This window comes from Vibrio tubiashii ATCC 19109 (assembly GCF_000772105.1).
In the GTDB taxonomy this organism is placed as follows: domain Bacteria; phylum Pseudomonadota; class Gammaproteobacteria; order Enterobacterales; family Vibrionaceae; genus Vibrio; species Vibrio tubiashii.
In genome coordinates this window covers 1,310,699-1,325,942 of sequence record NZ_CP009354.1, presented here as the reverse complement: position 1 = coordinate 1,325,942, position 15,244 = coordinate 1,310,699, and the positions used below count along the sequence as shown (strand labels likewise).

The 15,244-nt window shown below is 43.6% G+C and carries 17 protein-coding genes; all 17 read right to left on the bottom strand.

Going from position 1 to position 15,244, the window contains the following annotated elements; all coding sequences use genetic code 11:
- Nucleotides 1–8 precede the first annotated feature (8 nt).
- Nucleotides 9–641 carry an OmpA family protein gene (locus tag IX91_RS06030; protein ID WP_004746723.1) on the bottom strand — a complete coding sequence of 211 codons (633 nt, stop codon included), beginning with the start codon at nt 639–641 and terminating at the stop codon, nt 9–11.
- Nucleotides 638–1,921 (bottom strand): pilus assembly protein TadG-related protein, encoded by a 1,284-nt coding sequence (locus IX91_RS06025; RefSeq protein ID WP_004746725.1) that lies wholly within the window; start codon nt 1,919–1,921, stop codon nt 638–640. Before IX91_RS06025 ends, IX91_RS06030 begins: the two co-directional genes overlap by 4 nt.
- Before the next feature lie 2 nt (nt 1,922–1,923).
- On the bottom strand, nt 1,924–2,463 hold the full coding sequence (gene tadF / locus IX91_RS06020) for a tight adherence pilus pseudopilin TadF (protein ID WP_004746727.1): 540 nt from the start codon (nt 2,461–2,463) through the stop codon (nt 1,924–1,926).
- A complete protein-coding gene (locus IX91_RS06015; RefSeq protein WP_004746728.1) occupies nt 2,444–2,974 on the bottom strand; it encodes a TadE/TadG family type IV pilus assembly protein in 531 nt (176 codons plus the stop codon). The genes tadF and IX91_RS06015 overlap by 20 nt, the downstream gene beginning before the upstream one ends.
- A 3-nt stretch (nt 2,975–2,977) precedes the next feature.
- Nucleotides 2,978–3,712 (bottom strand): tetratricopeptide repeat protein, encoded by a 735-nt coding sequence (locus IX91_RS06010; protein WP_004746730.1) that lies wholly within the window; start codon nt 3,710–3,712, stop codon nt 2,978–2,980.
- Nucleotides 3,705–4,598, bottom strand: a complete 894-nt coding sequence (locus IX91_RS06005; RefSeq protein ID WP_004746733.1) for a type II secretion system F family protein — start codon at nt 4,596–4,598, stop codon at nt 3,705–3,707. Before IX91_RS06005 ends, IX91_RS06010 begins: the two co-directional genes overlap by 8 nt.
- Nucleotides 4,598–5,524: a type II secretion system F family protein gene (locus IX91_RS06000; RefSeq protein ID WP_004746735.1), complete on the bottom strand. Its 927-nt coding sequence runs from the start codon at nt 5,522–5,524 to the stop codon at nt 4,598–4,600. Before IX91_RS06000 ends, IX91_RS06005 begins: the two co-directional genes overlap by 1 nt.
- Nucleotides 5,521–6,804 carry a CpaF family protein gene (locus IX91_RS05995; protein WP_004746736.1) on the bottom strand — a complete coding sequence of 428 codons (1,284 nt, stop codon included), beginning with the start codon at nt 6,802–6,804 and terminating at the stop codon, nt 5,521–5,523. The genes IX91_RS06000 and IX91_RS05995 overlap by 4 nt, the downstream gene beginning before the upstream one ends.
- Complete coding sequence (locus tag IX91_RS05990; protein ID WP_004746738.1) at nt 6,804–8,039, bottom strand: AAA family ATPase; 1,236 nt, start codon at nt 8,037–8,039, stop codon at nt 6,804–6,806. The genes IX91_RS05995 and IX91_RS05990 overlap by 1 nt, the downstream gene beginning before the upstream one ends.
- An 11-nt stretch (nt 8,040–8,050) precedes the next feature.
- On the bottom strand, nt 8,051–8,572 hold the full coding sequence (locus tag IX91_RS05985; protein ID WP_004746740.1) for a hypothetical protein: 522 nt from the start codon (nt 8,570–8,572) through the stop codon (nt 8,051–8,053).
- On the bottom strand, nt 8,569–9,894 hold the full coding sequence (locus IX91_RS05980) for a type II and III secretion system protein family protein (RefSeq protein WP_004746741.1): 1,326 nt from the start codon (nt 9,892–9,894) through the stop codon (nt 8,569–8,571). The genes IX91_RS05985 and IX91_RS05980 overlap by 4 nt, the downstream gene beginning before the upstream one ends.
- Nucleotides 9,895–9,901: 7 nt before the next feature.
- A complete protein-coding gene (gene cpaB / locus IX91_RS05975; protein WP_004749100.1) occupies nt 9,902–10,702 on the bottom strand; it encodes a Flp pilus assembly protein CpaB in 801 nt (266 codons plus the stop codon).
- A gap of 9 nt (nt 10,703–10,711) precedes the next feature.
- Nucleotides 10,712–11,137 carry an A24 family peptidase gene (locus IX91_RS05970; protein ID WP_004748015.1) on the bottom strand — a complete coding sequence of 142 codons (426 nt, stop codon included), beginning with the start codon at nt 11,135–11,137 and terminating at the stop codon, nt 10,712–10,714.
- A 9-nt stretch (nt 11,138–11,146) separates the two neighbouring features.
- The gene (locus IX91_RS05965) at nt 11,147–11,362 is read right to left on the bottom strand and encodes a Flp family type IVb pilin (protein ID WP_004748017.1); all 216 of its coding nucleotides are present in this window, start codon (nt 11,360–11,362) and stop codon (nt 11,147–11,149) included.
- Between the two features lie 506 nt (nt 11,363–11,868).
- Nucleotides 11,869–12,801 (bottom strand): class I SAM-dependent methyltransferase, encoded by a 933-nt coding sequence (locus IX91_RS05960; RefSeq protein WP_004748019.1) that lies wholly within the window; start codon nt 12,799–12,801, stop codon nt 11,869–11,871.
- 11 nt (nt 12,802–12,812) lie between these two features.
- Nucleotides 12,813–13,508, bottom strand: a complete 696-nt coding sequence (locus IX91_RS05955; protein ID WP_004748021.1) for a TIGR01621 family pseudouridine synthase — start codon at nt 13,506–13,508, stop codon at nt 12,813–12,815.
- A 66-nt stretch (nt 13,509–13,574) separates the two neighbouring features.
- Complete coding sequence (locus IX91_RS05950) at nt 13,575–15,191, bottom strand: methyl-accepting chemotaxis protein (RefSeq protein WP_004748022.1); 1,617 nt, start codon at nt 15,189–15,191, stop codon at nt 13,575–13,577.
- Between the last annotated feature and the right edge of the window lie 53 nt (nt 15,192–15,244).

Below are 15,244 nucleotides of genomic sequence, written 5' to 3'. Positions count from 1 at the left end.
TTTATTACCTATAACGTAACTTCAACACGGCGATTTTGTTCGCGCCCTTGTGAAGTGGTATTACTCGCCTTGGGCTCTGTTTCACCTTTTGAATCAATCTGAGTGTTATCTAGCCCCAGCTCTGATAAATAAGCCTGCACACTGCCTGCGCGCTTTAAGCCCAACTGAAAGTTATACTCCTGTGGCCCTGTGCTGTCGGTGTGCCCAGTCAATACAAACTCATTACTTGGTGAGTCCGCTATTTCAATGATGCGGTCAAGTATTTGCTTCGACACTGGCGTTAGATTCGCACGGTCAAAGTCAAAATAAACACTCGCTAACAGATCACCATACTGACCAGAAATAAATTGACCATTATTGACTAAGTACTCGGCACACTCTCGCTCAAGAGCAAACTGGCTGGCGAGACGATCGACAAAGTGACGAGTGTCTAGCTCTTTTGCTTCAGTTTGCACCTGATACATATTTCCTGCATTCGGAATGACAGAAACCGCCGTACCAGACTCAACCTGAATATACGTCGCTCCTGATTGAGTTCCGCATACCTGTTCAAATGCAATGTTACTAGCGTCATTGGCGATGACTGTTGAGCTAGAAACGAGAGCCGAAACAATAAAGAGCTTGTTGAATTTAAAGATCATTTTAAGTGTCCGATTTCTTCTGAAATTAGGTTAAGGATGATGTCTAAGAGTTCATCAGGGTTAGCGGCATCATAGACATTGTCTTCGCCAACACATTGAGTTAATGGGTTTCTCCCTACTTTATAGTCAAATCCGATCAAAGCGATTTGGAATGTCACAGGTCGATTGTCCGATGTTTTACGGCTATTTAGCTCTGCGCGAATATCATTGCACAGACCCTGGTTAATAAGGGCTTTGGTTGGCACAGGTTCATGACGACTCATAGGGCCATTGCCACCGTTAGTATCATCACCATCAGATAAAATAACCATAAGCTGGCGTGGGTTAGGATCGGATAACTGTTCAAAGTACTGGGCCGATTTGATGATCCCTTGGTAAGAAGCCGTAGCTCCTCCTGGGCTAAATTTGTTCATCTCAGATCTCAGTAGGTCGAAGTTATCGGTAAATGAAACGTTCTTATATCGAGTAGTAGAGCTATCATATAAGTTATGGGCGCATACCATATTTTTGTCATTCGCTCGGCTTTGCTGCCATCTATCAACCGTTTTCTGCGCATCAAGTTTGTATTTACCGTTCTTTTTTTTGTAGTAGAGCTCATCAACAAACTTCATAGGCTTAGGTTTCCCCCAGCCACAAGAAAAATTGTCTTTTGGTCGCGCTGTAAACTCTGAATAAGGGACTAAGGAAACCTTGTTTTTGATCTCTTGTATGCCCTGATAACTTTCTAACTCTTTCAGTACAGAATTGATGATGTCACGAACATGTTTGTATTTCGGTTTACCTTGCCACCTTTCATTCATTGAACCGGAGTAATCCATAACAAACGACACATCGATACTGTCGCCTTGATACTTGCGGGCCGTCGCTGCATGCGCGACATCATAGTTGTCACCAAAACCGACAAATTCTTGTGTTGGTAGCCAAGCATCTTGGTTGATCGACACTTCTAGCGAATACTGTGAATATCGGTTGGCACCATCACAATCGAGATTCTCGGATACGTGACACTCACTTCTTTCAACCTTAGTAATCGAGATATCCGAGTCAGTCACATATGTACTAATGTAATCTTCAGCTAATTTTTTGTTCTCGCTAAGATTTGAGCTATTTCTCGCCGCTAAGGCCAAGGCGGCAACTTCAGAGGCATCCCCTAACCTAGCTTTGGTTTGCAGTGCGCGCGAACCGTCAATGGCGAGCGTGAAAAATCCCCACATTCCGGGAATAGTCAGAGCAAATAACAGAGCGGCATGCCCACCTTGCTTTCTTTTAGAACTGTGCATGATTAACGCCCCATCATCAGAGAGGATGATTGTATGGTGGTGAACTCTTCATCAAATAAAGGCCCTGCCCAGTTATCGGTTTCGTAACACAAGGTCACGCGATAGAGGGTTGCTCGGCGTCCCCATGAAGTCACCATAGAAAGGTCTTCCTGCTGCGAGATTGTTTGTCCCAAAGCGCATCCGGTGCCTTTGGAGATTCGCGTCGAAGATGGCTTGCCGTTAAGATCAAAAGTAAGCAGTTCAAACTCGCCACCCACATTACTGGCCTGATAACTGCCCATGGTTCTCTGCATTGAACCAGTGGCTATCTTATAAATATCGGTCACCATCTTGTTATCGATATCGTAATTGTCTTTACCATAGAACTGGGTACGCTCTTTGATCACATTAACTAGGGAATAAGACAATCTATCTAGCTTTCCTTGCACCGAGAGTTTACCCACAATGTCAGCAGTAAAAATCAACATGGTTGAGAATACGACCCCAAGCAAAGCAAACTCTATAGAGAACACACCACGTTGGTTAGATTTTAAATTGGTCACGCTCGAACTCCTGAATTACAACGACTTCTCTTGTCAGGCTGCTGCTCCCTTGCATAAAGAAGGCGAGCATTGGCGTGTAGTCATATTCGACTCTATATATCGCAAGCGCACTGTCTGTTGGATTTCCGCACTCCGCTTCACTTTGACTTTCGTTCTGTGAACAGGTGTCATCAATCGCTCCATTGTGACGACCTAACTCATCAATAGAAGCAAAGTAGTGTACGGTTAGTTTGTATTTGTTAGGGTCAATAATATTGCCAAGAACACCCGCTTGCTGACGAATGATTCGTTTGAACTCAGCCATAAACTGGGTTTGCTGTGAGCCTCGACTAGCAGCCATATTGGTGGTTTTAGCACTGCGTGAAGCTTCAGCAATTGCAAGGTCATTAGCGGAGGAAACGTAAGCCAAATAACCCATTTCGGCCCAGAGCATAATCATCAAGAAAAACGCCATAAAACCAAGGCCAAACTCTATAGACGCTACACCGCGTTGTTTGCGTAGAATTAACATGGTTTAAGACTCAAAGTTCGCATTGCTGAAATCACCAACGCGGATTGAATTTATGATTTGCTGTGTCTGTTTAGGATCATATTTGTCTTCAAGCATTTGCTGAGCTTGGTCGAGATCGCCTAACTTCACCAAAGCAATAACGAGGTTAGCTTCGGTTTTGGCATCTTTTGGATTAGCCTGATAAACAGAAAGTAATAAGTCGTAACTACGTTTGTAATGTCCCTGAATCAGATACAAGGTTGCTAGGTTGTTTTTCACTGCGTCATCGCTGTAGAACAGTTTTCTTGCCTCGATGAAGTTCTGCTCCGCTAGCTCAAATTTCCCTTCCACCGCAGCTAACACGCCAGCAAGATTATACGCTTCACCACTCTTAGGGTTTAACGACAGCGCTGCGGATACATTCTCAACTGACGGTTCGATCTCTCCTAGCTGAAAGTGAGCTTTGGCTAATATCAGATAAGCATCAAAACCTTTCGATTTTTCATCAAGTTGACTGATAGCAAAAATTGCGGACTCTGGGTCCTCTATCGCTAAATAGGTGCGCGCTAGTTTGATACGAATGTCAGCACTTTCCTGCTCGCGCAACTCTTGCTTGTAAAACTCAATGAGCTTTTCCTGGTTGTTTGCTTCAACATACATCTGCTCTTTATTCGCATTAATCACTGAACTAGGGTCTGAAGTCTGTGTGGTTGCGCAACCACTCAGTAGCAAAGCTGATAACAGTATTAATTTATACATGGTCCATAAACCTCATTACAGCAGGTGCCAAGATGATCACCACAATCGGCATCATGATGAATACAATCAATGGCATAGACATTTTTGCAGCCAGTTTGCCAATGCGCTCTTCAGCCGCGAGCATGTTGACGTCACGAATGTCTGACGCAAGCGTGGTCAGCACTTGATAAATGGATGAGCCATATTGCAGGCTCTGTTTTAAGGTCATGACAAAACTACGGATCTCAGGAGTCGGCAGTTTTTCATACAGTTCGTCTAGTGCCCTCTCTAGACTGACAATTTTTGCCCGGTCATCCACTTTAGTCAGTAGCAGAGCAAGTTCTTTATCAAACGCCCTTAGCTCTAAAGAGAGATACTTAATCGTTGCTTCTAGCGTCATGCCGGTTTGAACACAAATGGCCATCAGATCAAGCAAATAAGGTAACTGTCCGGAAATACGTTGCTGGCGCGCCTTCTTTTTTGCCGCGAGTAACGAGTCAGGAATAATGATACACGCAATAAACCAAACGGCCATACCCGCTATCATTTTTGAAGAAGGCAATGAGTACATATTTGCTACAAGGTAGATAAGAAAAACACCGAGTATTGATACCCCATACTTAAAGTGCATGTAGTACTTAGCTAAATTCTGATTGTGTAGGCCAGCCTCCTCTAACTTCTCCTTAATGTCATCTTCCTGAGAAGAGAATGAAGAAGTCAGTTTTTCTAATGCCTGTTCTAGATGGCTATCAGTATCGTGCTTCTTTTCTTGGCTTTTATCGTCCAGTAACGCGTAGGTTTTTAGCATCTTACGACGCTTGGCCGTACTCCAGATCTGGTAACCAACAATCGCGATACCTAGGGTGATAAGCACAAGGGTGATAAAAATGATCAAATGCGCTGACATTATTTTTGCGCCCCTCTCATCAACATCCAAACAATCAACAGACCGATAAATTCACTGCCAATCAAGTAGTAAAGGATGGGTTTTCCTGCCGGATCAAATAGCAAGAACTCAAAATTGTCAGGACTAACAAACTGGAGCAAGAACAGCACAGAAAAAGGGATCACCGCGACGATCTTCGCTGACATCCGCGCTTCCGCAGTCAGAGCGTATTTTTTCTTCTCTATTGCTCTCGCATCGAACATCAGTCGATTTAAGCGCGCAATAACATCTTTCAACTGACCGCCACGCTGCATGTTTGCGCGCAAGGTTATAACGAAAAAATAGAAAGAAGGATAAGGAAAGCGGTCACAAGATTTACGAAATACATTGTCTGGTGTTTCTCCGAGCTGAAGCCTCTCCCCCATACGCTTAAATTCATTACCAACTTCACCCTGTAGAGTACGTCCGACATAGATGATGGCATGCATAATACTCTCACCCGAACTTACCGCACTAGAAAGCATATTTAACGCATCAGGGAAGGCACTTTCGAAAGCCTGACGCTGACGCTTTTGCAACCATAAATAGCCAAATACCCAGCCAAGCACTAACACGCTTGAAACGACCACCAACAAGTTTGTCTGCAAATACTTATTGTTGAGCACTATTCCACCAATCACTAAGACGAGGCTAAAGATCGTCAATTTCACCTCAGCCATTTTGCCTAACTGACGCTTTACGTTTTTGCTTCTTGCTTTCAATACATCGATGAAGGTTTTGTCAGATAGCGCTTTAAGGTCAACCGCTTGTTGAGCTTCATCAATGGAACTAACCATTAATGATGTGTTTGCTTCTTCCAAATAGTAGTTTTTTTGCTCGCTTTTTCTTGGCCAAAACGCCACCAGCAAGGTCAATCCACCAAGAATCAAGGCCAACCAATAGATCATGCAGGTTCACCAACATTAAAGGCTTCGGTTAGCTGCTGTTCTAGACCAAAGTATTTGGCTTTCTCAACCAGAACCGAGCGCTGCATAAGGCCTGCAGTGACAAAGCGCCCACGAATTTTGCCATCTTCATTGCCCATTGAAGCGGGTTGAAAACGGAACATTTCTTCCAATACAACGTTTGAGCCTTCGATACCAACAACTTCAGTAATACTCATCACTTTGCGGCTACCATCGTGCAAGCGACTGATTTGCACCACGAGATCGACAGCACTAACAATCGTCCGGCGAATCGCTTCTAGTGGCAAACTGCTCGTCGCCATCATCACCATTGACTCTACCCTTGCCAGTGCATCTCGGGGGGTATTGGCGTGCAGAGTAGACATAGAACCATCGTGGCCGGTATTCATAGCCTGAAGCATTTCAAACGCTTCTGCGCCACGACATTCACCAACAATAATTCGATCAGGACGCATACGGAGTGAGTTGATCACTAAATCGCGCTGATTAATAGCACCTGAACCTTCGATACCTGCGGTACGAGTTTCCAAACGCACAACATGTGGCTGCAACAGTTTCAACTCCGCCGCGTCTTCGATAGTCACAATGCGTTCTTTCTCTGAGACGTATTGAGACAAGGCATTAAGCATGGTTGTCTTACCTGAACCCGTACCACCAGATATCAAAATATTGAGTCGGCAGCGAGCAGCAATCATTAAGATGCGTCCCATCTCAGGGCTCATCGCACCAAATTCAACCAGTTCAGAAAGCTCTATGGATTGCTTTTTAAATTTTCGGATTGAGATAGACGTACCATCAATCGCAATAGGTGGAATAACGATATTAACGCGACTTCCATCAGGCAATCGGGCATCACAGGTTGGCGAAGATTCATCAACACGTCTACCGACTCGGCTAGCGATACGCTTAGCAATTTGCTGTAACTGGTCTTCGTCAATAAAGGAGACATTGGCTTTCTCTACCAGGCCGTAGCGCTCGACAAACACGTTGTCACAGCCATTGATCATGATGTCACTGATCGACTCATCTTCCATTAAAGATTGCAAAGGACCGAGTCCATGCAACTCGTCGACAAGTCCTTTGACATACTCACGACGGATAATACTTGCTACTGAGAACCCAAGTTTGTCGATCAGCATATCGACGGCGTTAGATAGCTGAACCGTTAGCGCCTCTTTAGACAGACTTTGAACAACTTCCGCATCTAGCGCTTCGAAAATCTGCTTGCGGATCTGAACATAAGCTGACTTATTGATGTCCATTATTTGCCTCGCTTCAGCATTCGACCCAGCCAACTGTTTTTGTCGCCTTCATCGGATTGACCGAGCAGCATAGCGGTGAGCTTATGCAGGTTTTGGCTGACTTGATAGTCATGCTGGTAAATGTGTTTTTGTTCTAAAACTAACTTACTCATTCTTGGCTCATTCGGCAGAACCACATCAGGCTCACGGCCTAAAAACTCTTTAATGTCATCAGGGCTAATCGTTGCGGCTTTTTCTGCAATGGTGTAGTTCAGAACAAACAAGCAACGAGCGTTAGAATCCGCCATTTCCAAGCTACGCATCGTACGCTTAGCTTCGCGAACACTAGAGACCGTTGGCTCCATTAGCAACACAATCACATCGCAGGACGTTGAGATATAATCGAGATCTTGCTTAGAGTTACTCGCTCGGGACAAATCTTCGATAATGAAGTTGTAGTTGCCGGCAAGCTCTGCCGTTAGCGTACGAACGTACTCCTTCAGCTCTAGCTCATTAAGGTCATCCGATTCAAGCGACATGACCGCCAACATGTTGTCGACCTTTTTCACCATGCTCTTGGCATAGGTTGTATCGACGCTTGATGCGAGCGAGGCTCTCGAAACGGGTTTCTTCTCAAATCGCTTAAGACCCAAGAAGATATCCAAATTGCCGCCACGAAAATCATGATCGACCACCAAACTACTCGATTTTTTTAGGTTCGATAGTTCAAAAGCAATTTCAGCCGTCAACATAGTTGCGCCGACACCACCTTTTGTACCCCAAATACCGACTTTTTTTGCTGTGCGATCCTTACCTAAACCAGAGTTTCGTTGGCGGTTATTGTTTACGTTACGAACAAAATCTATCAGCTCTTGTTTAGTGATTGGCCAAAACACATAGTAAAAGCCCATCTCTTTTAGGTTACGAATGGTAGAAATTGCGTCTTCGCTACCAATAACAATCACCGAAGCACTGTTAGGCAGCAAGTGACTGATGCGTTCCATATCCTTAGTGACATTTTCACTAAGGTTCAACTCAACAATGACGATCTCTACCAGAGATTCACGCACATGCTGTTTAATCTTTTCATCGCCATTTGGCACCATAGTAGGAACATTGATGTTCTCGAAACGAAAGGCTTCATCAACCAGATCGACACACTCTTGGGTTTGATGAAACAAAACCGAGGTAATGGTCTCTTTTTTAACCGTATCCTCTAGAGGCTTGCTTTGTAGCTTATCGACTAAATCAAACATAAATCTGTCCCCTACTTAGCAACAGGCTGTGATGACAGCATTTTTTCTGGATTAACCATCGCTTGCCAACGCGCATTTTCAGCAAAGCAACCTTCAGAGTACGCGCCGAACTGGCCGATTTTACTTGGCGTGCACAGCTCTGTGACCACCTTGGTGTAATGAAACCGAACAGCGACATCCTTATTGTTACCTAAGCTCTCTTGGCTGAACGAAATCTGCTTTGCATCAACACCACGCTCGATTAGCTCCTGACGAAGCGAAGTTGCCAACTGCTTACCTCGATTTGTCGACCATTGGAGATCTAACCCTTTGTTCGCCACTAGATCCCAGTTCTTATTGATCAGCGTGCGTACATCTTGCTTAGCGCTTTCCAGACCCACCTGCTCAAATGAAGCAGACCAGGTATAAACCATTGGCACGGTGTGAATAGCTTGACCTTCTCGGGTTGAGACTGTTTCTGCACAGCCACCCAAAACAAAGAGCGTGCACAAACTCGCCGCTTGCCAAAGAGATTTACGAGTAATCTTCCTCATAGCTTGAAGCCTCCGGTGGCGTAGATTTCATTTGCCCATTTATTTTGTTCTATATTCGATGAGGTTGGTTCAACATTAAAAAATCGCTCAAGACTCGTGGTTCTCTGCATTGTTGGTAGTTGAACTGCACTTGGTTCAACGGGCTGAACAAGGTTGACCGTCGCTACAATCACGAGTTCGGTACGTGTTCTTTCAGTGCCTGAAGAACGGAACAGTGCACCTAACACCGGAATTTCACCAATGAACGGAATTTGGCTTAATGACTCTTTATCTTCGGTACTCAGTAATCCACCCAAAACGAAACTTTTACCATCAGCAAGCTGAACAGTGGTTCTGGCACGGCGAGTCTTTAATGCTGGCAAATTGTAAGAAGCATTACTGTACTGGGTATCTAGCGAGCTCACTTCTGGCATTAACGACAATTTAATCTTGTCGTCTTCAAGCACCTTGGCCATAAGGTCAAGACGGATACCGAACTCTTTGTACTCAACGTTAGTCGTTCCATCTACTACTGTGACTACTGGTAGTTCACCACCAACTAGGAAATTCGCTGTTTCACCAGACATAACTGAGAGATTCGGCTGGGCGAGAATTTGCCCGACTGTGTCATTACCCATTGCGGTAATAACCGAAATAATATCCGAAGCACTAAATGAGGTTAGCGGATTAACAAAAACACCCGCACTCTGGCCTTGGCTACCGTACTGAACACCAAACTCTTCAAGGAATGAGTGAGACACTTCCGCAATCGACAGTTTTACGTTAACTTGTTTTTGGGTAACGACTTCGATCTGATTGACAACGCCAGTGAAATGAAAGCGCTTCATAAACTCCATTTCATTGTCTTCATCACCATAATTCCATTCTATCGTGAATTCTTCTTTCTCTTTCTCTAACAGCTCACCGACCATCAGATTGATGGCATCTTTGGTTTTGTCGTTTGCAACGGTGCCAGTTAAGACCACATTGTCACCAATATGTGTCAGCTTTACGTTGGCATTGGGATACAACAGTTGAACTTGGCTTTCTAATTCCGTAAGCGAGGTATTCACTGTTACCTTGCGTTTAGTGAGTGTCTTTCCGCTAGTGCCAAATACAGCGAATCCAGTCTCACCTAAGGCTTTGCCGAATAAAGCAACTTTGCGTTTATCAATCACTTGATAGTCAGCCACTTTTGGGTTGGAAATAAAGACTGAGTCTATATCTTCGCCAACTGAGATTATTTCCATCTCACCTTCAGAGAGATAGGTACTTCTTTGCGCGCTTGAAATAGAAGGCACTAAAAAAAATAAGGCACAAAGAGAGATAAGTAACTTTTTCATTGAAGCCTCAGTTAATGGTTACATCGCTCGAGCGATATTCGACCACAGATTTGAAGTTAGATAGCACATCACCCGCATCAGCATGGAGATCTGACTTTTGGTATTCACCGATAGATTTATGAACTTCAAGTTCAGAGATTCTTTTTGCCACAGTAATGGTCGCAACTTGCTTACGAGTCAGCTCAAGGATTAAGTTAATTTCACTCGTTGCAGGGGTAGTGCGAGTCGCATCGATTACGCTTTTGTTTACTTGCAATACTTTGACACCAGTGAGTACTGGGGTAACAAACATATTTCGCTTACGTGTGGTTTGGGTCTCTGCCGTTTCGAGCGAGAATTCAGTGGGTAAAGAAAGCGCTAATACATCAATCATTGTGCCGTGGGTAATCACGCCACCAACAATGGATTGCGGCTGCACTTTTATTGCGTAAGGAACGCGATTATCACCAATCACGAGATCGACATAACCTTCTTGGTCTGGTGCAACGATCCGCTCTTTAAAGGCCAAATCACCCGCATTAAGGTTTTGGGCATAAATAGCCCCAGTTGCAAAATCAAATGACATATCTTTCGCCACACCTAAAGCATTGGCTTCACGCTCAGGTAAACGAACTAGCTCTATGTCATTTCGCTCTACCTTATCGCCAAGGTAGACATCTTTATTCAAGCGCCAAACTGATACATAGACTTCTTTTTTGGTTTCAGGTTGCACATTAGATTTTGGAGAACTGCTTAACGTTCCCGCCAGTCCGAACAGACCAAAAAGAACTGCAAAGCTTGCTACAACAAGAATTACTTTCTTTTTCAATTGAACTCCCTACATAGAAGCAACGATGCCGACTAACCCGCCAGCAGAAATAGCGATTCCATAGGGAATACCACTGAATGTGTTGCGACTAAGCATTTTTTTTATCAAATAAGCCAAGCTGACCAAGCCTCCAACCAAACAGATAGTGATAAGAGCTATGGGCAACACTTGCGGCTCTATCGCGATCGAGTAAGCACCAAAAAGCTTTGAGTCCGCACCACCTAAGATGTTGAACTGGCTAAGTAATAGCCCAACTAACAAAATAATAACTGGCGAAATAATTTGAACTTCAGAATATAAATAGGCGTAGCCAAAGCTGACAATTGCTATAAGGAAGCAAACCCTATTACTGATTTTTCTCTCTTTAATATCAATGTAGATAGCAAAAAGAGAAAGAGTAGCTAATAGGATTAGCCACTCTAATTTATAAGACAATTTAATGACTTAAGCTTTAGGAGTACCTGCGACTAAAGCATCCTTAACAGAATCAAAAATGTTGCTAAGGCGCGTTGAAATACTATCTTCTCCTAAGAAAGCTGCACCAACGACTACGGCAACACCAGCCGCAATTAGGCCGTATTCAATTGCAGTTACACCGCGCTCGTCATTTTTGTAGTTTTCTAGGGCTAATTTAGCGTGTACGTATAGTTTAGTTAACATGCTCTTTCCTTTCTGAATTGTGGTTTTAAATTCAATATTTAATTAATTTGAATCCGATAAAAATGAATTCGGATAATTTAGGGAGCGCATATTAGTAATTTAAAAATAGGCAATCAATCAAAAAATAAATCTTAATTAAATCGAATAAATAATATAAACAGAGTAAAAATGGATAAATTTATAAATTCAATCAAAAATAGATCAAAAATTTACCAATTATATGTAAGGCATTTCTTATAGTTATATTTTTAATTATTAATTTATATAACAATAGATCTTATATAGATCTATTAAATGTCACCGAGAGGCCAGAGTCTTACTTTTGAGACAAAATGAAAACTGTTACATCCAGTTAGTTCTCTACTCTAATCAAGATTTGTCAGTTTATTGTGCGAATTTTCTCACAATAGTTAGTTGTATTAACTTAAACGTGCAAGAGGTTCTTGTTGTTGAGATGCAAAAAAAGCGCCTATGTAGGCGCTTTAACAACTCTAGTTCGTTTGGTCTTACTTAAACCTGAGTACTTTCAACGAAGCCTCAGGGTCGATGTCTTCAAATTCCGTTGGGTTATCCAAACGTTCGACAAAGTTTAATTGCGGCGCCTCTTCCTGCATGCTGTCGATTAAAAACTGGCTTGTGACTTGAGGAGAGTTAACACATGCAATCACTTCACCGCCTTCCGCTAATAACTCAGGCAATTTTCTAAGGATACGTTTGTAATCTTTAGTTAAAGCAAAACTGCCTTTTTGAAATGAAGGGGGATCAATCACGATAAGATCATAGCGACCCATTTTTCTGATTTTTCCCCATGAGCGGAAAATATCGTAGCCTAAGAATTTAACTTGATTAACGTTGTGACCATTTAATTTATGGTTCTCACGCCCTTTAGATAATGAAGAGCGAGACATATCCACATTCACTACTTGGTCTGCCCCGCCTTCAATTGCAGCAACAGAAAAGCCACAGGTATAAGCGAAAAGGTTAAGGACATTTTTATGTTTGGCGTGCGCTTTTACCCAGTCACGGCCAAGACGCATATCCAGAAATAAACCAAAGTTCTGGTTACGGCCAATATCAAGCTGATATTTTAAGCCCGACTCTTCGACAATAGGTCGATTGTCCAATTCGCCTAGTAATATTTCTGACGGCGCGCCTTCAGCATAACGATACTGAACAACAATGACTTTCCCTTGCTTCTGTTGCCATAACTCACTTTCAGATAAGGTCTTCAGCCCTTGCTTTAACTCGTCAATAAAATCGTCGCTAACCTGCTTAAATAGGCTGACAATCAGCTGACCTTGAATCCAGTCACAGGTTAGTTGCTCTAAGCCGGCGAATTTACGCCCACGACCATGAAACAGGCGGCGAACCTCATTCGGTGCGATTTCGAGTTGAAGTTTCAATTGTTCAAAAAAGATAGGAAGTTGCTCTGACTGCATAGGTACAGGCATTACTTGTTGATCTTCGGCCATGATAGCTCCCAAGGTTTTAGCCAAGCCTCAATGCCTTGACTGGTAATTTCTTCATTCCACTTCTTGCCAAGCACGTTGTTGTTGCGTGGGTCACATACAAACTCGTAAGCTTGGTGATTCAGTTCGAAGCGAAGTGCAAACGCGTGTAAATAACCACGGTCAGACTCACTACCACTGTTGTATATCGGATCACCAACGATACCCGAACCTACGGACTTTAATGCAACGCGGATTTGATGCGTCTTACCTGTATGTGGCTTACATAGAAACAGTCTCTCTCCCGGCAAAGAGGACGTAGAAAAAAACTGGGTTACAGCGGGGTTATTTTGCGTGTTAGTCAGTTTCCAAGAAGCACGCCGAGAACGCTCCATGTCACCAATCACTAAGCCCTGCTTCTTCTTTGGTTTCTTACTGCCAATGGCGAGATAGAATTTCTCAACGCTACGCTGAGCAAATTGATTCGATAATTCTCTGGCAGCAGATGAGCTTCTCCCAAGCAATAAGATGCCTGACGTCATTTTGTCTAAACGGTGAATAAGAAAAAGCTGCTTATCTTTGGTTTGCTTAGCCACCTCTTGCAGTAGCATGGTATCGCCATCATCTTTGTGTACGGAAACATTAGGGTGTTTATTGATGACGATAAAGTCAGGATGGGTATATAAAATATCAAACATTCGACTGGCTCCACTTCGGAGGCATGAGTATACCCATTCTCCTTGTGAAAGCCAGCCTCGCTTGGTTTAGCTCAGTTTGAATTTACTGACTAAACTCTCTAGCTCCGCGACTTTAGAGTTCAAGCCGTTAACATTATCTGAACTGCTATTGGCTAACTGCAGTGATCGCTCAGATATATCACTAATGGCGGTAATATCGGCGGCAATCTCTTTAGTAACCGCGGTTTGCTCTTCCGCTGCTGTCGCAATGGAGTTGACCATAGATTGGACATTGGCTGCGCCAGCGACAATTTCTTCTAGCGCAGTAACTGCACCAGAGCTACGCTCCACACCAATTTCTACCAGTTTGCAGTTTTCTTGTGTATAGGTCACCGCTTCTTGCGTACCAGTTTGAATTTGCTGGATTATTCCGGCCACTTCCTGAGTTGCCGTCGTTGTTCGCTCGGCTAAAGCTCGAACCTCATCGGCAACGACAGCAAAGCCGCGACCAAATTCACCTGCCCTTGCGGCTTCAATTGCGGCATTCAATGCAAGCAAGTTTGTCTGCTCTGCAATACCTTCAATAACGCGAATAACCGACCCAATCTGCTCACCATGTGCACCAAGCTCGTTCATTTGCGTCGACATCTCCGTCATCTGCAAACTCACCTGTTGAATGGAATCCACCATTTCAGTAATAACGTTACGACCGGATTCCGCACTTTGCTCAGACTTCTGTGCTTCTTCAAATGTCGCAGAGCCTTGTTGCGCCACTTCAGAGATGGTTAAACTGAGTTCTTCCGCTGCGGTCGCAATCAGGTTAGCCTTATCTGCCTGCGACGATGCACCAGCAACAATATCTTGACTAACATTCGATAAGTCGGCTGTCACATGCTGAACTTGGTTGGAAACAGACGAGATAGAGCCGATCAAAGTGGTTAATGATGATTGCATCTTATTGATCGAGCTGGCTAGATTCGCCAGTTCATCTCCCGACTCATCCACAATATCATCCGCAGTTAAGTCCCCTTCTGCCACTTTCTGCGCCACAAAATCAAGGTTGGATAAACGGGTTGTTATCGAGTTGGATAGCCAATAGGCAATAATGCAGGTGAGGACTAACGCGATAACAAACAACACAACAATGGTGTTTTCAATCGTATCGAACGAATCGGTTAGATAAAGAAGAGAAGCATCGGTCTCGGTAATTTCAGCCGATGAAGCCTCATCAAGCAGTGCTTCGATAGGTGTTAGATATTCTTCATAAAGACTGCGTAGCTCGGTAATCTCTTGTTCTAGCGCACTTTTATCACCAAGAAGTGGCACTATGTCTCTTTCAAAGCCTTGGGTGAAGCCCTTCATCAGGCGTTCTATCTGTTCAATACGTTGATGATCAGCCCCGCCAGGAGTTTCCAGTTTTTTCACTGCTGCAATAGCATCCCAAAACTCTTGTTTATTCCTTTGGTAATCGCCTAACGCGCTCGCTACGCCTGTGATAGCTCCTGTCGCATCACGATAAACATCACCCGCTTCATCAATTAGGATTAGATAACCTACTACTTCTGGTACATCGTCATGACGAATTTCTGTCGCAACGTCATGCGATTGAGTCACTTCTGACCAAATAGCCCCTGCCATTACTGTCATGATGGCTAGGACACAACCAAAGCCAGCATAGAGTTTTTTCCGTACAGACCACTTCACAAAGCACCTTCCTTAACGACTTACATTTGGATTACATTCTTATACCGAATATT

Excerpts from the sequence above, each read along its gene's own strand:
- IX91_RS06030 (WP_004746723.1), bottom strand. The coding sequence starts at position 641 with ATGATCTTTAAATTCAACAAGCTCTTTATTGTTTCGGCTCTCGTTTCT.
- IX91_RS06025 (WP_004746725.1), bottom strand. The coding sequence starts at position 1,921 with ATGCACAGTTCTAAAAGAAAGCAAGGTGGGCATGCCGCTCTGTTATTT.
- IX91_RS06015 (WP_004746728.1), bottom strand. The coding sequence starts at position 2,974 with ATGTTAATTCTACGCAAACAACGCGGTGTAGCGTCTATAGAGTTTGGC.
- IX91_RS06010 (WP_004746730.1), bottom strand. The coding sequence starts at position 3,712 with ATGTATAAATTAATACTGTTATCAGCTTTGCTACTGAGTGGTTGCGCA.
- IX91_RS06005 (WP_004746733.1), bottom strand. The coding sequence starts at position 4,598 with ATGTCAGCGCATTTGATCATTTTTATCACCCTTGTGCTTATCACCCTA.
- IX91_RS06000 (WP_004746735.1), bottom strand. The coding sequence starts at position 5,524 with ATGATCTATTGGTTGGCCTTGATTCTTGGTGGATTGACCTTGCTGGTG.
- IX91_RS05995 (WP_004746736.1), bottom strand. The coding sequence starts at position 6,804 with ATGGACATCAATAAGTCAGCTTATGTTCAGATCCGCAAGCAGATTTTC.
- IX91_RS05990 (WP_004746738.1), bottom strand. The coding sequence starts at position 8,039 with ATGTTTGATTTAGTCGATAAGCTACAAAGCAAGCCTCTAGAGGATACG.
- IX91_RS05985 (WP_004746740.1), bottom strand. The coding sequence starts at position 8,572 with ATGAGGAAGATTACTCGTAAATCTCTTTGGCAAGCGGCGAGTTTGTGC.
- IX91_RS05980 (WP_004746741.1), bottom strand. The coding sequence starts at position 9,894 with ATGAAAAAGTTACTTATCTCTCTTTGTGCCTTATTTTTTTTAGTGCCT.
- IX91_RS05965 (WP_004748017.1), bottom strand. The coding sequence starts at position 11,362 with ATGTTAACTAAACTATACGTACACGCTAAATTAGCCCTAGAAAACTAC.
- IX91_RS05960 (WP_004748019.1), bottom strand. The coding sequence starts at position 12,801 with ATGCAGTCAGAGCAACTTCCTATCTTTTTTGAACAATTGAAACTTCAA.
- IX91_RS05955 (WP_004748021.1), bottom strand. The coding sequence starts at position 13,508 with ATGTTTGATATTTTATATACCCATCCTGACTTTATCGTCATCAATAAA.